Below are 22,220 nucleotides of genomic sequence, written 5' to 3' on the forward strand. Positions count from 1 at the left end.
CACACTCATCAAGAGAACTTACGTCACAGCGGCCCAAATCCGGGTTTTCAAAACCGGTTTAACGGGGTATCCTGCGCGGCTCAACGAATTTGCCGGATCCATAATGACCGAACAGAACGCGACAGACACCGAAGCAGCTCAGGCGCCGGCCAAACGCAAAACCGATGCCCAGCGCAAGAAAGAATTCGACGCCAACCGGAAAGCCATGGATGAGCTCTGCGAGCTGTATCCTGACGCGTTTAATCCACGCAAGCCCAAGCCGCTGAAAATTGGTATTCACGAAGCCCTGGCTGAAGACGGCAAGCTGTCGAAGACCCGCATTCGCCGCGCCTTGAATGTCTACGTTCGGTTGCGCAGCTACTATGCCTGCATGCAAGAAGGGGTCGACCGCGTCACCATCGACGGTACTCCGGCCGGTCAGGTGAGCGCCGAAGACGCCGCCCACGCCAAGGAGAAGTTCGACGCCATCGAAAAGCGCCGGGCCGAACGCGCCAAGCAACGGCCACCGGCCGCAAACCGCAAGCCACGTGCAGACGGCGACAAGCCCGAGACGGCTCGCAAGCCCCGTGGCGCGCGCCCGAACAAGCCACGCAAAGACAATCGCGCTGCACCGGCAAAGGCGCAAGCCGCTCCGGAAGCCGCCAAACCTGAAGATTCCCTGCCGCCTGAAGACCGGATGAAGCGGAAACTGGAAATGCTGGTCAATAAGACCAAGAACTGAGGTCGGCTTCCGACCCAGCTCAGGAAACCGGGCTCAGGCCCGGTCGGCATCAAACGGCAACACCTGCCGAATATGGGTATTCCCCAGCACCACCATCAACAACCGATCCACACCGAGTGCCACGCCCGCACATTCCGGCAAACCGGCCTGCATCGCCGCCAGCAACCGTTCATCGACCTGGGGTTCAGGCAAGCCCTGAGACTGTCTCAGTAGCGCATCCTGCTCAAAACGCCGTCGTTGCTCTTTCGGATCCGTCAGCTCCCAATAGCCATTTGCCAGCTCCATACCCTGCCAGTAAAGCTCAAACCGGTGACCCAACTCGATACCCTCACGGGTATGCGTACGTGCCAGCGCGGCCTGACTAGCCGGGTAATCGGTAACAAAGGTCAATTGCTCAGGCGGCAGGGCTGGCTCGACCACCAGGGCCATCAAGGCATCCAGACAGGCATCCCGATCCCAGCCTGCCGTATCCGCACTCAACTTAAGAGCGGCTACTTGCTGTAACGCCTGCAGAGACGCCCGATGCGGGTCTGGCAGCCCAGCCCCCTCAAATACGGCCTGATAACTCAGTACTGTCGATGTCAGTGAAGCTGAACCACCGGCTGTCCGGTGTACCCACTCACACAAGGCCGCCACCTCTTGCATCAGCTGACGGTGATCCCACCCCAGCCGATACCATTCCAGCAGCGTGAATTCCCGGTTGTGGCGCGCACCACTCTCGTCGGCCCGAAACACATGGCCCAGCTGATAACAGTCGCCCATGCCCGCCGCTAACAGGCGTTTCATCGGGTACTCGGGAGACGTCAGCAAGAAACCACCGTCCGCCGTGCGCAAATTGTGAACGTGCACGTCCGTCACACCCACGGCAGACAGTACCGGAGTATCCACTTCCAACACCTGAAGATCAGCGAAGAACTGCCGAATCGCCGCCATTAGCATGGCGCGACGATGCAGGGTGTCGATATCCGCCGTTGGTGCCCATTCAGTCATGACCCGCCCCGTGAACGCATTGTTTGTCCTGGCTCTAACCAAAAAAACCGCCACGAAGGCGGTTTTTGATCATACACAGCCCTGAATTACTGCTTGGCGCGGCTAATGTACTCGCGGGTCCGCGTGTCCACCCGGATGATCTCACCCTGGTTGATGAACAAAGGCACCTTCACAACGGCACCGGTTGCCAAAGTAGCGGGCTTGGAGCCGCCTGTGGCGGTATCGCCCTTGAGGCCCGGGTCGGTTTCAACGATTTCCAGCTCAATGTGGTTCGGTGGCGATACTGAAATGGGCGTGCCATTGAACAGGCAGACAACATACTGTTCCTGCTCTTTCAGCCAGTCTTTGGTGTCGCCAACCGCCGCTTCATCGGCTGGAAGTTGCTCAAAGGAGCCATCAGTCTTCATGAAGTGCCAGAACTCGCCATCGCTGTAGAGGTACTCCATATCGATGTCCATGACATCTGCAGCCTCGATGGATTCGCCGGACTTGAACGTACGCTCCCAGACCCGGCCGGTCTTCAGGTTTCTCAAACGGACCCGACTAAAGGCCTGACCTTTACCGGGTTTAACGAATTCGTTCTCAACAATCGCGCAAGGGTCGCCTTCAAGAAGAACCTTCAGACCGCTTTTGAATTCACTGGTAGAATATGTGGCCATTAACCTTTTCCTGCTAAGTGCACTGTTCAAAGAGGCGCTATGTTAACTGAGTTTAGCTCCGGTGTGGACTCCCCCCTGATCATTTCCAGCTCCGACCACTCCGAACCAGGGTCAACAAACTGGCAACAGCAACTGAAAGCAGCGGTGCGTTCGGTGCCGGAGTTGCTGCAACGACTGGATCTGACCGATCATCCCATCGCTGGCCAAGTCGATACCGAGCCGCACTTTCCGCTGAGAGTGCCGCTATCTTACGTCCGCCGTATGACACCAGGCGACCCTAACGACCCCCTGCTGTTGCAGGTACTGCCGCTGGGCATCGAGCGCCAACCGAGCCCCGGCTTTGTCGACGACCCCCTGCAAGAGCAAGACCATAACCCGGTACCCGGGTTGGTGCATAAATACCAGGGCCGGGCCTTGTTCATTACCACCCAAGCCTGTGCTGTTCATTGCCGTTATTGCTTCCGGCAACACTTCCCCTATGCGGATAACCGGCTCACCGCCCGGCAATGGCAACCGGCGCTCGACTATGTGCGCGAACGACCCGACATTCACGAGATCATTCTCAGTGGGGGCGACCCACTCAGCCTCGACAACAAAGCGCTGGCCGAGCTGTTCGCTGCGCTTGAGCAGATCCCCCACCTGAAGACGCTGCGGCTTCACAGTCGCACGCCCATCGTGCTGCCTGCCCGCATTGACGCCGGGCTGCTCGACCTTCTGGCAACGACCCGGCTGAACACGGTTCTGGTGCTACACGCCAATCATGCCCGGGAACTGGACGAGGAACTGCATCCGGCTATGGCTGCATTGCGTACCACTGGAACGGTACTGCTGAATCAGACGGTCCTGCTGAAAGGCATCAACGACCAGGTCGACACGCTGGTTGAACTCAGCCACGCCTTGTTTGGCCAGGGAGTGCTGCCTTATTACCTGCACGTGCTGGATCCAGTCGCCGGTGCGGCGCATTTTGATACAGCGGACGAGGATGCCCGGCAGCTTTGGCAACAGATACAGGCCAAACTGCCAGGCTATCTGGTACCCCGACTGGTACGGGAGGTACCCGGCGATGATCACAAACGGTGGATAAACGAGGTTTGAGCGGTCAGCCAGACCTAAAAATGTGAGGCCCATCACAGAATTAGCTGTCATAAAAAGGGCGTAAATTGCCGTTTTTCTGCTAGCTACTGGTTCCCATAGGCGCCATAGGCCGTTAATCTAGCGTCATATCGGGTCTGAAACACTGGACGATACAGGGTGAGCCAGCCCGCACCAGACAGGCCAACAAGTACCGTGGCAGCATCAAATGACATTGACACCGCAGCAGCACGACTATACTTCGGCAAGACACTGGGTAGAGCACTGAATGGATTACAGGCCGAAACACTATCTCAATATTCCGCAGCAGACCCTGACGACCCTGTCATTCTGTGAACCCAACGCCCGCCAGCTCAAGGCGTGGGTCACGGGCTTGCCGATGGCCAACATCGGGGAAACGTCACGACAGCTCTACCATGCTGTCATCGAATTCAATCAGTTGCGCATCAGCGATGCCTCGCGCCTGGAATTGATGGACATGGTTCGCGAGCCAATACACTACGTATGCAGCTCGCTGAACCAGAAGTACCTGAATCAGGGCGTTGCGCTCGATGACCAGCAACGCAAAGTTGCCAACCTGGCCCAGGCGCTGCAAACCCACCTGGCCACCGGCTACAAGATCATTGTTCAGCATATGCTGGCGCAGGGCACCATCAAGCAAAAGGCACTGATGGCCAAAGCCGTTCATCGAACGCTGAGCGACCTGATCCCCAGCTTGCTACGTTCCTACCAGCTGTACATCCCTACGCCAACCGGATTGTGGCGCGAGATACATCAGCTGTACCAGATAGCATCGGCATTCAACCTGCACACCACGCCAATCGAAGAAAACGAACAGGGCAAGCGCTCCACCATTCAGGAGGTGTACCTCAGAGCCGTGCTGCTCGGTACCAGCCAGCCCAACCAGTTGCTGCAGCGTGAACTGACCGATGTATTCGCGGCTCTGCCCCGCTGGACGCCGCTGCTAGACATCGATGATGTGGCCGATGAAAAATCCGTTCTGGTGATCAACCCGGAAACCGACCAGCCACCCCAGTACAGCTACCTGATCAAGCAAGCCAATTTCTCGGAATACCTGGGCATCAATACCCTGCCACTGGTGAGACCCCTGCACGATGAACTGAAGCGCGCTGAAGACTCTGCGGGGGGCGAAGACAAAGCCCCCAGCCGCATTTTGCCCAGGGATTTCAATCAGGCTTTGCTGGAGCATCTGGTCCAGTCCTGGGGTGGCATGAAACAGCGTGCGTTTTCGCGCACCCAGTCCAGCGGCAAGGTATCCCTCACCGTCGGCCTGACCGGGACTCACTTTCACATGTCCGGTGGCGTAGGTTTCTACTCCCAGCTTTATGGGCAGTCTGCGAATGCCGAAAACCCCTTTATTGGCGCCGTAAGCTCACGCTTTGCGGCGTTTGAAACCAAGGCCGTCCAATCCCAGAAAGACGTTTGGGAAGACTCGTTCGATGCCGGCCAGCGGCGCATGCCCGGCAGCGAAGAGGATGCCATCGATTTCCCACAAGACGCTCAGGAAGATCACCCCAGCTACTCCGGCTTGCTGGTCAACGTCAGCCCGCGCGGCTATTGCATTCAGTGGACCGACAAAGCCGCCAGCAACCTGAAAACCGGTGAAGTCGTCGCCGTCAAAGAAGAGAAACTGCAGCACTGGAACCTGGGTGTGGTGCGCTGGCTGCGCCAGAGCAAGGACAGCGGCACCCAAATGGGTGTTGAACTGATTGCACCGAACAGCCAGCCATGCGGCATACGCCAACTGCACAAGACCGGCGCACACGGCGACTACCTGCGCGGCCTGTTCATACCGGAAATCCGGGCGATCGGGCAGGACGCCTCCGTGCTGACACCGCGACTGCCGTTTCAGGTGGGCAACAAGGTCACCATTAATATCTCGGGCAATGAAGGCAAGTACCAGCTCACCAAACGCATTCTGAGCACCGGCATTCTCAGCCAGTTTCAGGTACGCAAGGTGGCGCACAAACCAGCAGAGCCTGAAAGGAACCAGGCCATTGGTGCCGACGACAGCTTCGAAAGCCTCTGGCGGCAACTCTGACCGCCGCTGCTGAGCCTGGGCACCGGTCTGCGACCGAGCACTGTTTGTGCCACAAAGCGAGACGGTGCTCTCAGCCTGAGCTCGCCAATTCCAAAAAAACAACGGTGTGGCTGTCAAGATCGACCGTTCGTCACTATACTCAGACCCCTAATCTAAAAACTTTGTCGCGACAGTTGATTTATGTCTGAAAGTAACGCAAGCGCCATCCGACTTCTGGTAATCCATGACACTCAAAGTGAGGCAGAACCGCTGCTAAGCAGCCTGCGCAACGCGGGCCAGGCCGTTCGCTCCCATTTTATTGCCAGCCTGAGTGAACTGGAAACCGTTCTGTCGGAACAACATTGGGATATGTTACTGGTCAAGCTGGATACCCAGACCGTTGACCCGACAGCCGCTGTGGCCACCATTCAACGAGCCGGCAAAGACCTGCCCATTCTGGCGCTGCTAGAAACTTACGATGCCGAGCGTATCGGTGAGGCGCTTGCTACCGGCCTGACAGACGTGTTGGTTGAAGGTGAAGAGCAACACCTGGTCAGCGCGGTTAAACGGGAAAAAGCGGCGCTGAAAGCCCGCCGTGAACTGCGCGAGACACGAGCCAGCCTGCAGGAAACCGAGAAGCGCTGTCAGTTACTGCTCGACAGCTCTGTCGATGCCATTGCCTATGTCCACGAAGGCATGCACATCTACGCGAACGAAGCCTACCAGACCCTGTTCGGCTACGACGACCTCGAAGAACTGCAAAGCACCCCGATCATGGATCTGATCGCCCGCAAAGACCTCGACAAACTCAAAAGCTCGCTGAAGACCTATCGCGACGGTTCAACCGGTGAACTGACGTGCGTCGCAGAACACGTCAATGGTGAGGCGTTCAACATTCGCATGACGCTGTCGGGGGCGAGCTATGAAGGTGAACCCTGTACCCAGTTGGTCATACGACGCAACGATGCCGACAACGAAGAGCTGCAGGCCAAGATCAAGGAAATCAGCTCACAGGATCTGGTGACCGGACTCTACAACCGCCAGCATTTCACCGATGCCTTGAAAACAGCCTATCAGCAAGTTCTGAAGTCAAACACCAGCCAAATAGTGCTGCACATTGGTATCGCCAACTTCAGTGACCTGAAAACCAAAGCTGGCATTGCCGGTACCGACGTTATTCTGAAAGAGCTGGCCGAGGTGTATGCCAAGCACCAGCCAGCGGGTTCATTGCTGGCGCGCTACGGTGACGACAGCTTTGCGTTGCTGCTGGCCCAGGGCAATATCGACAACATCAAAGCCGACGCCCTTAAGGTGCGCAAGGAAATCGCCGATCATCTGTTTGAGGTTGATGGTCGCACGCTGCCCGTTGACGTGGCCTTCGGCATTGCACACATCGACGAGCGCTGCCAGAGCGGCCAGGAGGCGCTGAGCCATGCGCATCAGGCCTACACGCGCGCCGTTCATGAAAAGACCGGGGTGCAATATTACGACAAATCCGACATCGCCAATCTGTCGGACGACAACCTGGCCGGCAAAGTCGACCACGCCCTTGAGAACGATGGTTTCCGTATTCTGTTCCAGCCGATCATCAGCCTCAGAGGCGACAGCCGGGAACATTACGATGTATTGCTGCGCCTGGTCGACAAAGACGGTACCGATGTCCTGCCGGAAGAGTTTTTGCCGCTGATTGAAGCTCGGGACCAGGGCGCAAAACTTGACCGCTGGGTGGTACTGAACACCATCAAGACGTTGGCAGAGCACCGCAAGCGCGGCCATAACACTCAGGTATTCATTCATCTGACGCCCAGCTCGATCCAGGATCCTACCTTTCTGCCCTGGGTGAACAGTGCACTGAAGGCCTCCAAACTTCCAGGCGATGCGCTGACCTTCCAGGTCACCGAAGAACAAGCCCAAAGCTACCTGAAAGTCGCCAAGGCTTTCAGCAAGGGCCTGGCACTGCTCAAGTGCAAGCTAGCGCTTACCCACTTCGGTCTGATTGAAAGCGGCCTGTCGGTGACGCGTCACCTCGACATCGACTACATTCGCGTCGACGGCAGTTTTATTGAAGCGCTGACGTCAGACGACAAAGCCATGGCCCCGCTGGAAACTCTGGTCAATGCGATCCACAAGCAGGACATCAACTCAATTGTCCCGCAAATCGAGAGCGCAGAAGTCCTCGCCTCGCTGTGGGAGCTGGGCGTCAATTACATTCAGGGTTACTACGTCCAGGCACCGCTGACCGGCATGGACTACGAGTTCGATGCCAACGATGAAGAAGAGGCGGTCTGATAAGTCACGCTTCGGAGGCTAAACCTTTTGCTGCTAATCCGTGCCAGGCACTGGATGTACCTATCCGGGGTCGGGCGGGATGCCGCCCACTCAACCCTTCCATGGGGCCTAGACCGCAGGATACGAATCCCATCCCTGGGATTCACCCTTCGGGCTCGCTTCGCTCATGCTAAAACGCTCCCGACGTTTTAGTCCCTGCTGCGGACTTCCCCGGATAGGTACACCCAGCACCCGACACTCGCCTGGGTGCAAAATATCGACTTTAGGTCAGTGAATATCCTGATCCCTGAAACCTAGCAGATACAACACCGCATCCAACCCCAGGGTAGAAATCGCATGTCGCGCGCTTTCCCGCACGATGGGTTTAGCGCGAAAAGCAATGCCGAGCCCGGCCTGGCTGAGCATTGGTAAATCGTTGGCACCGTCACCCACAGCAATGGTCTGCTCCAGCTGAATGCCTTCTCGTTGCGCCAGTTCGTGCAGCAGCTCAGCCTTGCGGGCACCGTCTACAATAACGCCTTTCACTTCGCCGGTTACCCGTCCATCGGCAATTTCGAGTTCGTTGGCGTACACATAGTCGATGCCAAGGCGCTGCTGCAGATAATGGCCAAAATAGGTAAAGCCACCCGACAGAATCGCGGTTTTGAAGCCATAGGCCCGCAACGTACGAATCAGCCGCTCGGCGCCTTCGGTAATTGGCAATTGTGCGGCAATGCCGGTCAGCACCGATTCATCCAGCCCTTTCAACAACGCCATGCGCTGCCGGAAGCTTTGCTGAAAATCGAGCTCGCCAGACATCGCTCGTTCAGTAATGGCCGCGACCTGCTCGCCCACCCCGGCCGCCCGGGCCAGTTCGTCTATCACTTCGGTTTCGATCAGCGTTGAATCCATATCGAAGCACACCAGGCGGCGGTTGCGCCGGTAGACGGTGTCTTGCTGAAAGGCGACGTCGATGTCGAGCTGGCTGCTGATGTCGAGAAACGCCAGACGCAGGGCATCCGGGCTGCTCGGTTGCCCGCGCAGTGTCAGTTCTATGCATGCTTTGCCACTGTCTGCCGGTGCATCCAGCGGGATTCGGCCAGTCAGGCGAGTAATGTCCTGAATGTTCAGTCCCTGCTCACTGACCACGGTAGATACCCGGGCCAGCTGCTCGGCAGTAATGCGGCGCGCCAGCAAGGTGAGCACATAACGGTCTTTGCCCTGCTGGCCAACCCAGTCGGTGTAGGCGGGTTCTTCGACCGGGGTGAAACGGGCATGAATGCCCAGCTCGTGGGCCTTGAACAGTATTTCCTTGAGCACGCCCGAAGTGTCGGCGCCCTCGGGCAATTGCAGCAACATGCCCAGGGAGACCTGGTCGTGAATGACCGACTGGCCCATGTCGAGGAGGATGACGCCGAATTCAGCCAGCGTTGTGGTGAGCTCGGCGGTCAGACCCATGCGGTCGTGACCACTCACCTTTAACATTAAAATGGAACTCACCAGGCACGGCTCCGGTCGGTGGAATTACTCGCTCTTCAGATTGGCCAGTTCAGCCAGCGCCTGGTCGGTAACGGTTTGCAACTCAACGATCAGGTCTTCCGTCTCGTGGGTGGACATGGCGCGAACCCGGTCCGGACCCATCATAAACAGGCCCTTCTTGATCTGACTCAGTTGGGCGTGCAACTGCTCTACCGAATTACTCATGCTGTTTCCTCATTGATTGGGACAGGGTGTGGACTGTGCGGATTCACTGAACCGCGGGTTCTTTATAGCCCGAAATACCGCTACCATAGCCGCCTTGAACACGGCAGGCGCTCCCCACAGGCAAACAGGGGCTCCTCTGACCGGGCTGCGGCTGCCACCATGGTGACAGGCCGCCGTATTGTATCGACTGGGACGCTGCGGAACAATTAAGGAAGTTCCGAACATCGGGCCCGGACTTATTTCACCACCAGAGCACCCCAACACCCAGTATGACGGCAGACACGCGCACTCCCCAGACACAACCAGACGCCCGCCACGCGGCCAAAGGCCTGTTGTCCCGACACTGGCTACGCTGGCTATGGCAACCGCTAACCGGCTTTACGCTGGCGCTGTTGGTCATGGTGAACCTGATGCTCTGGTTGTTCTGGTATCAGCCTGCCAGCGATGCACTGACGCAGGCTGGCCGGCGCCTCGGCGAGAGCCTGTCCCGAACTCTGGCGTTCGACATTGCCGCGCCCCTGCAACGCGGCGACCGGCTGGCCATCAGCCTGCTGCTGAATCGCACCGCTGAAGAACCACTGGTGTTCAATGCCAGCCTGAACTCAACCAGCCAGGACATTACGCTGACGTCTCGTCCCGGTGGCCGCAACCCTGATGCCATCGACCGGTTCAGCCATCCGGTCTATTTTGAGTCAGATTTGCTCGGCAACGTTGAAATACAACTTGATGACCAGCCCCTGCGTTCCTGGCAGGAACGTGCTTACCGCGCCTGGTTTCTATTCAACCTGCTGGCCATGGCATTGGCAGGGGGTCTGATTGGCTGGCGCACCCGCCTGCAGGATCAGGCGACCCAGAAGCTCGCCACCCAACTGAGCGAGCAGATTCCGGAATGGCGAGATGCGTTCAGCGGCCCACCCGAACACCAGATTCGCATGCTGGTGCAACGCCTGAGCAATTCGCTGGATCGCAACGCCCAGGTGCTGCGTACCCTGGCCACCTCAACCGACTCCGCCGAGGCAGAACGACTGCTTGAGCAGACCCATCTGGTGGGTGAAAAAGGGGCTTACTGCGATGTTGCTCTGCTCAATGTCCAATGTCACAACTGGGATGCCCTGACCCGCCATTACGATGCTCACCAGTTGCAGGGGCTTTGGGCACGGTATGAACACCTGATCACCCAGGTGGGCGAGCTCTATGGTGGCGTGCTGCTTCCCGAAGGCTTCACGCTGGTCTTTGGCCTAAGCGACGAAGACCATTACGCCATGAACGCCGTCTGCGCGGCCCGGGTACTGCAAATGGCCGCCGAGCAGCTGCACCAGCAATCGCACCGGCAGCAGCCCAGTTTTGGCTATTCGCTTAGCGCAGGCCCGGCTTTTGTTTCCAGAACCACCAAGCACGGCATCCCCCTGCCTCTGGTTGCTGGCGATGCCTCCCAGTGGTTGCAACAGGTCAGCGCCCTGCAGCCCCGCGATACGCTCTACCTGGCCGAACCCATGTTGCAGGATGCTGAACTGAACCGCAGCGTAGAAGTATCGCTGGTGCGTGATATCACTTTGTCGGACGGTTCCCGGCTGGAAGTCTGGGAACTCGATGCCATCAGTGGCAATCAGGATCAATTGCTGCGCTCGCAGGCACGCACGCTGCTGGAGGCGCAATGAAGCAAGTGCCCGCAGCCTGGCTGTGGGCTGGGCTGATCGGAGTGTTCGCGGTCACGCTGCTTGCCAGTCTGGCGACCGGCCCCACGCATCTGCCCTGGTCCGCTCTGTTGAAACACCTCTTTACCGGCCCTGGCGACGATTTACAGGGGCTGATTCTCTGGCAAATCCGCATTCCCAGAACCCTACTGGCACTCTGTGTGGGCGCGCTGCTGGCGGTCTGCGGAGTTCTGATTCAAGGGTTGTTTCGCAACCCCCTGGCCGAGCCCGGTTTAATGGGGGTATCCAGCGGCGCTACGCTGATGGTCGTCGTTGTTCTGGTTCTGGCCAGTAGCCTGCCCAATGCCCTGCCCGCTGCTTTGCGACCCTTTCTGCTACCCCTGGTCGCCTTTGGCGGTGGCCTGGCCGCGACACGGCTGGTCATGCTGATTGGTCAAAGTAACCACTACTCACCTCTGCGGCTGATTCTCGCCGGCGTTGCCTTCAATATGGTGGCCGCCGCCGGCATTGGTCTCTGCGCCTATCTGGCCACCAATGAGCAATTGCGCACACTGACGTTCTGGAGCCTGGGTAGCTTTGCGGCGGCCAGCTGGTCGGGCGTGGCGATCACCGCAGCGGTGCTGGCCATCATCGCCCCGCTCGCTTACCGGCTATGGCGACCGCTCAACGCCCTGTTACTGGGTGAGTCCGAATGTCGCCACCTGGGCTTTGATGTGCCAGTGCTGAAACGACGCATTGTCTATCTCAGTGCTGCCGGGGTGGGTGCCGCCGTTGCCTTTACCGGCATCATCGGTTTCATTGGCCTGGTCGTGCCGCACATCGTGCGCATGCTGACCGGTGCCGACCACCGTCGGTTGCTGCCACTCAGCCTGGCACTGGGTGCCCTGCTCACCCTGTGGGCTGACTGGTTGGCCCGCTCCGTCTTGAGCCCGGCCGAACTGCCGGTGGGTATCATTACCTCCTTGCTCGGCGGACCGTTTTTCATCTATTTAATCCATCGCCAGCGGGGCCGGTTGTTATGACGCTGCGTGCCGATCAACTGACGCTGAGCCTGATTCCGGGCCAGCCCGTACTCACGGATGTGTCGATTAGGGTAACGCCGGGCAAGGTCACCGCCCTGGTCGGGCAAAACGGCGCTGGCAAGAGCACCTTGCTAAAAGCCCTGAGCGGCGAACTCACGCCAGAACAGGGCAAGGTTACTCTGCATGACAAACCGATCCACGACTGGGAGGGGCAGGACAGAGCCCGTTTGCTCTCCGTACTGCCGCAGCAGCATGCACTGAATTTCGAATTTCGGGTCGAAGAAGTGGTCACACTCGGGCGCTACCCGCATGGCACTGGTCACCAACGGGATAAACAGATCGTGAAGGAAGCCCTGGCGTTGTGCGATCTGAGTCAGTTCAGTCAACGCAGCATCGACGACATCAGCGGCGGTGAACGACAGCGCGTTCACCTGGCCCGGGTGCTGGCCCAAATCTGGGAAACCCAGCCGGAAGGCCCCTGCTTCCTACTGCTCGATGAGCCTACGACCGGGTTGGACCTGAGTCATCAGCAGGCACTGTTCAAGGCTGTACAATACTTTGCCCGACGCGAAGTGGGCATTTTGCTGGTGGTACATGATTTGAACCTGGCGGCTCGTTATGCCGATCAGGTGGTGCTGATGCATCAGGGCCACATCGTTGCGCAGGGCACACCTGACCAGGTCTTCCAAGCCGATACCCTGCAACGCTATTTCGATCTGGCGGTCACCGTTCAGCGCCACCCGCGCCACGATTGTCCGCTGATCATTCCGGATTAACCCATAATTGAATTCGAACCAGGAGTATCAATGATCGAACTTTGCTCTGTTCACGACCTGAACGAAGGTGAGTCACTCGGCTTCGATATCACCGACAAACCGGTTTTCGCGGTGCGCAAAGACGGTGAGATTTTCGTCTACCACAACGAATGCCCGCACCTGGGCGTTGAGCTGGAATTTCAGGAAAACGATTTTCTGGACCTCGACGGTGCCCTGATCCAGTGCTCCACCCACGGTGCGCTGTTCGAGATTGAAACCGGCCACTGCTTGTCTGGCCCCTGCCAGGGGGATTATTTGAAACCCGCTGAGTTTACGGTCAAGGATGACCTGCTGTACTTGGTTTCCTGAGAAAGGGGACCCTAGTTAATAATCATGTAAAAATGACCTACATACCAAGTGTTGGCTACCGGGTAGGCCTATCCGGGGTAGTCCGCAGCATGGATGCTGCGGCCTAGGCTCCATGGACGGATCTACGCCGACCCCGGATAGGCCTACCCGGTGGACGACACGAATTATGGACACCTAAGCCGAAACAACCTCCGAACTTTGTCACTCAGCGACCTGAGCCAGATAAGGATGCCGCGCCAGATAGTCTCTGATTCGACTCACCGCTTCTTCCAGGCGAGATATCGAAACGGTGTAGGCAATACGCACCGCACTGTGCTCAGTAGTCCCGCCAAAGTCGAGCCCCGGGGCAATGGCCACGCCGGTTTCTTCCAGCAATTGCTGACACCAGTCCATGGCGTCGTCACAAACCGATGACACATCCACATAAAGGTAAAAAGCGCCATCCGGTTGCGCGAGGAGCGGAAGGCCTAAAGCCTCAATGGCCGGTGCCAACGCATCCCGGCGTGCCTTGAGTTCGGCAGCCCGGGCGAAACATTCTTTTTCTACTTCGGGAGTAAAAGCGGTCAATGCAGCTTGCTGGGCCATCGCAGGGGCCGACAGAAACAGGTTTTGCGCCAGGCGTTCTGCTGCTTCAACCGCGTATTCGGGCACAACAACCCAACCCAGACGCCAGCCGGTCATGCCATAAAATTTCGAGAAGCTTTGGGTGACCCAGGCATCGTCGTTTACTTCCAGTGCTGTCGGCGGCAATGATTCGGTAAAGGTCAGACCGTGATAGATTTCGTCGGCAAACAAGGCAAGATCATGACGGTGGGCAAAGTTTGAAGCGGCGGTCCACTCTTCGCGGGACAAAACCTGACCCGTCGGATTGCAGGGTGACGCCAGCAACAGGCCAGTGGTGTTTTCAGTCACAGCGGCTTCGAGGGCATCAATATCCAGTCGCAAGCCATCGGTCGACAGCGGAACCGAGATACCCTGACCATTGAGCACTTGCAGGAAATGCCGGTTGCAGGGGTAGCCGGGTTCGGGCAATAACACTCGCTTGCCGGGGTCGATGGTGGCCGCAAATGCCAGTAACAGGGCGCTCGAACCGCCCGGGGTTACCGCTATTCGCGCCGGGTCGACGGTAATGCCATGCCAGCGCTGGTAGCGGTCGGCAATGGCGGCTCGCAGAGCCGGTATGCCCATGGCCGCAGTATAACCCGTGTGCCCGTCCGCCAATGCTTGCTGGCCTGCCTTTATGATAGCCTCTGGCGTTCCAAAATCCGGCTCACCCACGAACAGGCTTATCACGGAACGCCCTTCGGCTTCCATGGCCCGGGCTTTGGCGAGCACGCCCATAACGTGAAAGGGCGCGATGTGTCGGGTACGATCGGCAAGCCGGTTGGCGGACATAACTGCTACCTGCAAAGACTGAAAACCGTGGGCATAATGCAGAATCGGTGACGCCCAGTCCAATACCAGCGCGCTATTCACTGTCTTTAATGGAGAACCTGACCAGCATGACGGCTCAGCCACCACGCTATCGCGGGCGTTTCGCCCCCTCGCCCACCGGACCACTGCACCTTGGCTCTTTGCTGGCGGCGCTGGTCAGCTACCTCGAGGCCCGGCGGCATGGCGGTGAATGGTGGGTACGCATTGAGGATCTGGACCCGCCGCGAACCCAGCCGGGTGCCAGCGATGCCATTCTGCGTAGCCTGGAGGCTCATGGCCTGGTGTGGGATTCGTCGGTGATGCACCAGAGCCAGCGCGATGATACCTATCAAAACGCCTTCGAGGTTTTGGCTGACCGGGATCACGTGTTCTGGTGCCGCTGCAGCCGCAAGCAGCTCGCCGGGAATCCGGTTTATCCGGGCACATGCCGCGCCTGTCGCCAGCCCCGGGCCGATGCCGCCATCCGCTTTCAGACACCCGACATCGACGATGCCTTTAGCGACTTGTTCCAGGGGCCGCAGCAAACGGCACTGGCGCGCGACTATGGCGATGTCGTGATTCGCCGGCGCGACGGTCTGTTTGCCTACCAGCTGGCCGTGGTAGTGGACGACGCCGACCAGGGTATGACCGACATCGTGCGCGGCATCGATTTGCTCAGCTCCACCTTCTGGCAGCGGGCGCTGTACAGGGCACTGGGTCATGAGTGCCCGAACCATGCACATTTCCCCGTGTTGGTTCATGCTGGTCAAAAGCTCAGCAAACAGAATTGTGCGCCTGCTCTAGACGACCGCCAGGCCACGGCCAACCTGATGCAGCTCTGGCCCTGGCTTGGCCTTGATGTTCAAGCCGACACGCCGGAGCGTATGCTTACCGAGGCCCTTGTGAAATGGTCTCCCACCCGCCTGTATGGGTTAGCTGAGATTCCGCTTTAATCCAAACCACCAATTTTAACCCGGAAAAAAACAGACATTTATTCGTTCCTCGCCTGTTTGCTGGCGCGAACCTGACTGCGGGTTTACGCTAAAGAGACTTTGCTTTCGGGTTGCACTGTTTCATGACTGTAAACGCTTCACTGGCGCGCCGTCTTCTGCTTTACATCACGTTTGGGGTGGCCATCGCCATTCTGGTGACCATTTTGATGCAATACTCCGCGCTCAACCGGACCATGGAGGGATTGCGTAATCAGAACGTGGACGCCTCACTCGGCAATATGCTGCCAATTATTCAGGAATCGATGTGGGCCTTTGACGATAGCGGCGTCACCCGCGCCGCCAATGCTCTGCTGCGCGACCCTTATATCTCCGGTGTAGCCGTTCGCAGCGCCGAGGGTGAAATCAGTCTGAACCTTGGTGACCTGAACAACATGACGTTCACTGACCTGCCTCCGGGAGGTGACCGTACCGAATGGAATGACGCCAACAGCCTGTTCATCAGCACCCCCGTAGTGCATGAATTCAATAATTCTGAGTCTGTCATTGGTTGGATCTATCTGCGCAGCGACGATAGCCTGATCGAGAATCAGGTTCGGCTGGTGCTCGGTGGTGTCATCATTTCCGCGGTGCTGGCCATCGTTCTGTTGCTGATTGGGCTCTACGCCCTGGTTGACCGTATCGTCGCGGTTCCGATCAAGGCGTTTACCGATTTTGTCGAACGCACCTCCAAGGGTGATGTCTCCACCTGGGTCGTGCAGCGCGAACCATCTCTCGAAGCCCGGTCGGATGAAATCGGTCGCTTGTATCAATCGTTCAATGATCAACGCGACCGCCTGATCGAACACGAGAAAGAACTGCTGGAATACCGAACCGAGCTGGAGGCAACCGTAAGCGAGCGCACCGAGGCACTGCAACGCAGCAACACCGAGTTAAGCGAGTCGCTCGAAAAACTCCAGATAGCCCAGGATGAACTGTTGCAAAGTGAGAAGCTGGCCTCCCTGGGTAATCTGGTCAGCGGCGTCGCCCATGAAGTCAACACGCCGCTGGGTGTCTCCATTACCGCTGCCAGCCACCTGACCTCAGAGGCTCGCCAGACACAGCGGGAGCTGGAGAATGAAACGCTCACCAAGTCGGATCTCGAACGGTTCTTTCATGAGTGCCTGGAAACCGGCACGCTGCTGTCGAGCAACCTCGATCGGGCGGCGCAACTGATTCGATCGTTCAAACAGGTGGCTGTGGATCAGACCAGCGATGAACAGCGCGACATTAACCTGCAGGTTTATGTCGATGAAATTCTGGCCAGTCTGAAACCAAAATACAAAAACACCCCGATTACGGTCGTGAATGACATCGACCCCGATATTGCCCTGCAACTGACACCGGGGGCGCTGGCACAGATCATCACCAACCTGATCATCAATTCGTTGCTTCATGGGTTCGACGACAGCACCCGCCCGGGTCAGATCCGACTGTATAACCGCGTACAGAAAAAGACGCTGGAGCTGATTTATGAAGACGACGGAGAGGGCATGGGCCCCGATACCCAAAAACGCATGTTCGATCCATTTTTTACGACCCGCCGGTCCAGTGGTGGCAGTGGCCTGGGCATGAATATCGTTTTTAATCTGGTCACCGGTAAGCTGAACGGAAAAATACGGCTCGACAGCCCGCCACATAAGGGTTGCCGACTGATCATCACCATCCCCTATTCACCGGCAGACGCCACGCCGAAGCCAACACCAGCCCCGGACACTGCATCATGAACGAGAAGCTGACCTTTGCGAGCGAACGGACCATCTCAGACCCGGAGCACCTGTTGCCGTGGAAGGTGCTGATCGTTGACGACGACGAAGAAGTGCACGCCATCACTACCCTGGCGCTGCGCAACTTCCGGTTCGATGGCCGGCCGCTGGCCTTCCTGCACAGCCACAGCGGTGTCGAAGGCGAAGCGATGATGAGAGACAACCCGGATACGGCCCTGTGCCTTCTCGATGTGGTTATGGAAACCGACCACGCCGGTTTGGATCTGGCAGAAACCATTCGCACCCAACTGAACAATACCTTTACCCGAATCGTGTTGCGCACCGGCCAGCCAGGCCAGGCACCGGAAGAAACCATCATTGCCGACTACGACATCAACGACTACAAGGAAAAAACCGAACTCACACGCAGCAAACTGCACACCCTGCTGTACTCCTGTTTGCGCAGCTACCGAGACATCCTGGCGCTCGATCGCAGCCGGCAGGGCCTGGAACGCATTCTCAGTGCCTCCATTCACCTGCAGCAGAAAACCTTCCTCACCGACTTTGCCCTGGGCATTCTCGAACAGATTTCCGCGATACTATCGCCTGACGAAGATGCGCTCTACGCTCAGTGCGAGGGCATCGCCGCCCATGAACAGGCTGGCAAACTGACTGTCGTTGCCGGAACCGGGGCCTATCACAGCAAAGTGGGCGTCCCGGTTACCCAACTGCTGCCCGACAGCGTTCGCACCTTCATCGACAGTACCGAACTCGGGTATCACTCGCATTACATGGATAATGGCTATCTGTGCCTTTACCGGTCCAACGAACTGCATCTAAGCATGTTGTTCCTCAAGGGCCTGACGCCCCAGAGTCCCATTGAACGCCATCTGTTGGAAGTTTTTTGCCAGAACGCCCTGACCGCTTTTGAAAATCTGTCCCTGCGCACCGAACTCGAAGACAGCCAGCGCGAAATCGTTTTTATTCTGGGCGATGCGGTAGAGCATCGATCCCGGGAGACCGGCCAGCACTTGCGCAGGGTGTCGCACATCAGTGAACTGATCGCACTGAAAGCCGGGTTGAGCGAACAACAGGCGCAGTTAATTCGGGAAGCAGCGCCCCTGCACGATCTGGGCAAAATAGGCATACCCGACCAAGTACTGAACAAGCCAGGCCCCCTGGACGCCGAGGAATGGGAGATCATGAAAACCCACTCGCAGATCGGTTACGACTTGCTTCACCAGTCGGAAAAATCCATTCTCAAAGTCGGTGCACTGATCGCTCTGGACCACCACGAACGCTGGGATGGTTCCGGCTACCCTCATGGCAAACAGGGTGACTCAATCAGCATTGAAGGCCGCATAACGGCCCTGGCGGATGTGTTCGATGCGCTCACCAGCGCTCGCTGCTACAAGAATCCCTGGGCCTACGAGGAGACCCGGGCCCTGATTGAACGAGAACGTGGCCAGCAGTTCGATCCGGCCCTGACCGACATTGTACTGGCCCATTTCGATGACCTCATTGCCATCAAAAACACCTACCCCGACTGATTCCCGACCGCGCCCGGGCGGGAATTCTTCAGTCGCTGCTTAAATTCTGGCCGCTGTAAGGGTAGGATATCGCCCGCATTCACGGGCGGGCGACCCATGTCACTGTCGTTATTACTCAAGCTGTTCATTTTACCCTTCTACCTCTTGCTGCCGTTCTCACTGGATGGCTCCGGGACGGTGCAGCTGTGGTATTTGCCCTTCCTGATCTGGACAGGCCTGATTGCGGTCAATGCATTGGCTGAATACCTGCGGAGTCGGCGCTGATGGGCTTTAGCTGGCAACTCCTGATCAGTGTCACTCTCGGTTACCTGATGCTGCTGTTTCTGGCCGCTTACTGCGCAGAGCGCGGCTGGATCCCGCAAAACCTGGCCCGGCACCCGCTGGTCTACCTGCTGGCATTGGGCGTGTACTGCAGCGCCTTTGCCTACTATGGCAGTGTCGGCCTTGCCTACCATCTGGGTTACGGTTACCTCGCCCTGTATCTCGGCCTCGCCATTGCCCTGGTGTTTTCGGCCATCATATTGCGGCCCATTCATGATCTGTCGCGCAGCTATCAGCTGGCCTCTCTGGCCGACCTGTTCGCCTTCCGCTACCGCAGCCGCTGGGTTGGATTTCTGACCACCCTGGGCGTGGTGCTGGCCATGCTGCCCATGCTGGCGCTGCAGATTCAGGCCATTACCGACACCATCACTCTGCTCGACCCGAACACCATGGCCTGGCCACTGGCACTGCTGATCTGTCTGATTCTGCTGGCGTTTTCCATTCTGTTTGGTGCCCGCGACATCGCCCCGACCGAGAAGCACCGGGGGCTGATGTTCGCGCTGGCGTTTGAGTCGCTGTTCAAACTGGTCGCGTTTCTGGTGATTGGCGGCGTTGCTGCGCTGGAAGTGTTTGGCAGTTGGCCAGGCATAACCCGGTGGTCACAGATTGCGCTCGAACCCCAATTTCAAACGTCTCCCTTGCAACCGGTACAGTGGTTCTCCCTGTTACTGATGTTCGTTTCCGCGCCGCTGGTATTACCGCATCTGTTCCAGCTTTTGTTCAGGGAAACCACCAATCTGTCGCGGTTACGGATGGCCAGTTGGGCGATGCCCATTTACCTGCTGCTGATGGCCCTGCCGGTAATGCCCATTCTCTGGGCTGGCCAGTCACTCGGCTCGACCGCCAGCCCGGAGTACTTTTCCCTCTCAATTGGGCTGCTGCTCGACAAACCCTGGGTGACCTGGCTGGCCTACCTGGGTGGATTGTCCGCCGCCGCTGGCATCACGGTGCTGGCGTCGATCTCCATGGCCAGCATGGCGATGAACCATCTGGTCTTGCCGTTTTACAAGCCGAGCTTCAGTGCCGATGTGTACCGCTGGCTGCTGTGGGTGCGGCGACTGCTTATCGGCGTGGTCATTGGCCTGTCCTACGCGCTCTATCTGTTGCTCAACCAGGTGCAGAACCTCACCTCCCTGGGTATTACTGCCTTTACCGGACTGCTGCAGTTATTACCGGGCATTCTTGGCCTGCTGTTCTGGGCCGGAGCCAACCGCCAGGGGTTTGTCAGTGGTCTAACGCTGGGCTTACTTGTCTGGGCCGCCAGTCTGGCCGTACCCATGCTTGCCGAGAGCCTGTCGCTTGGCACCCAGCTGCGCATGGGCTTCGCCCTGGAGGCTGATCACTGGTCGCTGACCACTCTGGTTTCCCTGGGTATCAATACGCTGACCTTTGTGCTGGTCTCGCTGCTCACCCGCACCAGCAAAGAAGAGAAAGATGCCGCCCAGACCTGCGTCATCACTTCAGTCGACCGGCGTCATCGTCTACCGCTGAAAGCGCGCAACGTTACCGAGTTTATCGAAACGCTGAGTCGCCCGCTGGGGCGCATCATGGCGGAACGTGAAGTTAAGCGAGCACTGAAAACACTGGGTTTTCCGCTCGGCGAATACCGCCCCTACGCCCTGCGCCGCCTGCGCGACACCATTGAAGCCAATTTATCGGGGTTGATGGGCCCGAGTGTCGCCCAGGCACTGGTCGCCCGCTACCTGCCATACGAGCAAGGCGGTCGTGCCGAACGGGATGACATCTACTTTTTCGAACAACGACTTGATGGTTATCACCATCAACTCACCGGCATGGCTGCCGAGCTCGACCGGTTACGCCGTCACCACCGTGAAACACTCTATAACTTGCCAATCGGCGTCTGCTCACTGGCCAGTGACGGCGAAATACTGCTGTGGAACCGGGTCATGGCCGACATGACCGGCATCAGTGAGGCCGAAGCCATTGGCGCCCGTCTCGATTCATTGCCCGCCAACTGGTACGACCTGCTCGACAGCTTTCTCAAGGGCCAGTCCAACAAGCTCACCGTAGAACAGCCCAATGCCGATGGCCGGGGCAAACGCTGGTTCAGTTTGCATCGCAGCGCCCAAATGCAACGCCGCGACGAGCCGCTCGAAGGCACCGTCATTCTACTTGAAGACGAAACCGAGCATAAGCTGCTGGAATCGGAACTGGTGCATTCCGAGCGCCTGGCCTCTATTGGTCGCCTGGCTGCCGGCGTGGCCCATGAAATTGGCAACCCCATCACCGGCATCGACTGCCTGGCTCAGGATCTGAAATACGTGACTGACCCGGCCGAGCAACAGGTGATTGCCGATCAGATTCGGGAACAGGCTGGCCGGGTGACCAAAATTGTACGCTCGCTGGTCAACTTCGCGCATGCCGGCCAGGGGGATGGCAAGGCCGACCACCAACCTTATCCGTTGCGCCAGGTGGTGCAGGACGCCATCGACCTGCTCTCCCTGTCGCGTGATGCGCAGCGGGTGATCTTTGTGAATGAGGTCGCCGACGACCTGACCGTACTGTGTGAGGCCCAGCGCCTGAGCCAGGTATTCATCAACCTGCTCGGCAACGCCCGGGATGCCAGCCCGGATGGCGAGGTGATCCGGGTGCGGGCCGAAGCCGAAGTAGAGAGTGCCGTGGTAGAAGTCATCGACCGGGGAACCGGCATTGCGGCCGAGGTTGTCGATCACATTTTCGACCCCTTCTTCACCACCAAGGAGGTCGGCAAAGGCACCGGGCTCGGCCTGTTTCTGGCCTATACCATTGTCGAAGAACACTACGGCCATATGGCCGTGGACAGCCCCGCCTTTGCCGCCGAGGGCATTGGCACTCGGTTCACAATTCGGTTACCCTTACATCGGCTGTTACCTCAGGTAACACCCTGAACACAGCGAACCACGGCCTGGAAGCCTGCCTGTATCGACTTCATGGTAGCAATCAGGCCCGGGGCGTCGGGGTTGAC

Annotated in this window: 18 protein-coding genes; 13 read left to right on the top strand and 5 right to left on the bottom strand. The window is 58.2% G+C overall.

The window, feature by feature from the left end; genetic code table 11:
• Positions 1-103: 103 nt before the first annotated feature.
• Positions 104-721, top strand: a complete 618-nt coding sequence (locus ABJT94_RS02855; RefSeq protein ID WP_348477565.1) for a ProQ/FINO family protein — start codon at positions 104-106, stop codon at positions 719-721.
• A 33-nt stretch (positions 722-754) separates the two neighbouring features.
• On the opposite strand, the gene epmA is transcribed toward ABJT94_RS02855, so the two are convergent.
• Together epmA and efp are read right to left on the bottom strand one after the other, a co-directional pair.
• A complete protein-coding gene (epmA, locus tag ABJT94_RS02860) occupies positions 755-1,711 on the bottom strand; it encodes an EF-P lysine aminoacylase EpmA (RefSeq protein WP_348477566.1) in 957 nt (318 codons plus the stop codon).
• Between the two features lie 86 nt (positions 1,712-1,797).
• Positions 1,798-2,370 (bottom strand): elongation factor P, encoded by a 573-nt coding sequence (gene efp / locus ABJT94_RS02865; protein ID WP_348477567.1) that lies wholly within the window; start codon positions 2,368-2,370, stop codon positions 1,798-1,800.
• Positions 2,371-2,409: 39 nt separating this feature from the next.
• Here efp and epmB point away from each other — a divergent pair, with 39 nt between their 5' ends.
• The 3 genes from epmB (at position 2,410) to ABJT94_RS02880 (ending at position 7,792) form a co-directional block, all read left to right on the top strand.
• Positions 2,410-3,465, top strand: coding sequence for an EF-P beta-lysylation protein EpmB (gene epmB, locus ABJT94_RS02870; protein ID WP_348477568.1), 1,056 nt, complete (start codon positions 2,410-2,412; stop codon positions 3,463-3,465).
• Between the two features lie 265 nt (positions 3,466-3,730).
• Positions 3,731-5,524, top strand: coding sequence for a hypothetical protein (locus tag ABJT94_RS02875; RefSeq protein WP_348477570.1), 1,794 nt, complete (start codon positions 3,731-3,733; stop codon positions 5,522-5,524).
• A gap of 180 nt (positions 5,525-5,704) precedes the next feature.
• Positions 5,705-7,792, top strand: coding sequence for an EAL domain-containing protein (locus ABJT94_RS02880; RefSeq protein WP_348477571.1), 2,088 nt, complete (start codon positions 5,705-5,707; stop codon positions 7,790-7,792).
• Positions 7,793-8,059: 267 nt separating this feature from the next.
• Here the strand turns inward: ABJT94_RS02880 and serB are convergent, their stop codons facing one another.
• Positions 8,060-9,271: a phosphoserine phosphatase SerB gene (serB, locus tag ABJT94_RS02885; protein WP_348477572.1), complete on the bottom strand. Its 1,212-nt coding sequence runs from the start codon at positions 9,269-9,271 to the stop codon at positions 8,060-8,062.
• Between the two features lie 24 nt (positions 9,272-9,295).
• A complete protein-coding gene (locus tag ABJT94_RS02890) occupies positions 9,296-9,475 on the bottom strand; it encodes a hypothetical protein (RefSeq protein WP_127556143.1) in 180 nt (59 codons plus the stop codon).
• Positions 9,476-9,744: 269 nt separating this feature from the next.
• On the opposite strand from ABJT94_RS02890, the gene ABJT94_RS02895 reads away from it, so the two are divergent.
• Genes ABJT94_RS02895 through ABJT94_RS02910 form a run of 4 tightly spaced genes read left to right on the top strand, consistent with a single transcriptional unit; the run spans position 9,745 to position 13,276 of the window.
• Positions 9,745-11,133: a hypothetical protein gene (locus ABJT94_RS02895; protein WP_348477573.1), complete on the top strand. Its 1,389-nt coding sequence runs from the start codon at positions 9,745-9,747 to the stop codon at positions 11,131-11,133.
• Positions 11,130-12,152 carry an iron ABC transporter permease gene (locus ABJT94_RS02900; RefSeq protein WP_348477575.1) on the top strand — a complete coding sequence of 341 codons (1,023 nt, stop codon included), beginning with the start codon at positions 11,130-11,132 and terminating at the stop codon, positions 12,150-12,152. The genes ABJT94_RS02895 and ABJT94_RS02900 overlap by 4 nt, the downstream gene beginning before the upstream one ends.
• Positions 12,149-12,928, top strand: a complete 780-nt coding sequence (locus ABJT94_RS02905) for a heme ABC transporter ATP-binding protein (protein ID WP_348477576.1) — start codon at positions 12,149-12,151, stop codon at positions 12,926-12,928. The genes ABJT94_RS02900 and ABJT94_RS02905 overlap by 4 nt, the downstream gene beginning before the upstream one ends.
• Positions 12,929-12,958: 30 nt before the next feature.
• Entirely contained in the window at positions 12,959-13,276 is a 318-nt protein-coding gene (locus ABJT94_RS02910) for a Rieske (2Fe-2S) protein (protein ID WP_348477577.1), read from the top strand.
• 201 nt (positions 13,277-13,477) lie between these two features.
• On the opposite strand, the gene ABJT94_RS02915 is transcribed toward ABJT94_RS02910, so the two are convergent.
• Positions 13,478-14,671: an aminotransferase class I/II-fold pyridoxal phosphate-dependent enzyme gene (locus ABJT94_RS02915; RefSeq protein ID WP_348477578.1), complete on the bottom strand. Its 1,194-nt coding sequence runs from the start codon at positions 14,669-14,671 to the stop codon at positions 13,478-13,480.
• A gap of 107 nt (positions 14,672-14,778) precedes the next feature.
• Between ABJT94_RS02915 and gluQRS the strand changes: the two genes are divergently transcribed.
• The 5 genes from gluQRS to ABJT94_RS02940 all read left to right on the top strand — a co-directional run bounded on the left by gluQRS (position 14,779) and on the right by ABJT94_RS02940 (position 22,143).
• A complete protein-coding gene (gene gluQRS / locus ABJT94_RS02920; RefSeq protein WP_348477579.1) occupies positions 14,779-15,642 on the top strand; it encodes a tRNA glutamyl-Q(34) synthetase GluQRS in 864 nt (287 codons plus the stop codon).
• Positions 15,643-15,764: 122 nt separating this feature from the next.
• A complete protein-coding gene (locus ABJT94_RS02925) occupies positions 15,765-17,405 on the top strand; it encodes an ATP-binding protein (protein WP_348477580.1) in 1,641 nt (546 codons plus the stop codon).
• The gene (locus tag ABJT94_RS02930) at positions 17,402-18,934 is read left to right on the top strand and encodes a DUF3369 domain-containing protein (protein ID WP_348477581.1); all 1,533 of its coding nucleotides are present in this window, start codon (positions 17,402-17,404) and stop codon (positions 18,932-18,934) included. The genes ABJT94_RS02925 and ABJT94_RS02930 overlap by 4 nt, the downstream gene beginning before the upstream one ends.
• A 96-nt stretch (positions 18,935-19,030) precedes the next feature.
• A complete protein-coding gene (locus ABJT94_RS02935; protein WP_164743850.1) occupies positions 19,031-19,198 on the top strand; it encodes a hypothetical protein in 168 nt (55 codons plus the stop codon).
• Complete coding sequence (locus ABJT94_RS02940; protein WP_348477582.1) at positions 19,198-22,143, top strand: ATP-binding protein; 2,946 nt, start codon at positions 19,198-19,200, stop codon at positions 22,141-22,143. Before ABJT94_RS02935 ends, ABJT94_RS02940 begins: the two co-directional genes overlap by 1 nt.
• Positions 22,144-22,220 lie beyond the last annotated feature (77 nt).

Origin of the sequence: Saccharospirillum sp., from assembly GCF_039982735.1 — a bacterium.
Lineage (GTDB): Bacteria > Pseudomonadota > Gammaproteobacteria > Pseudomonadales > Natronospirillaceae > Saccharospirillum.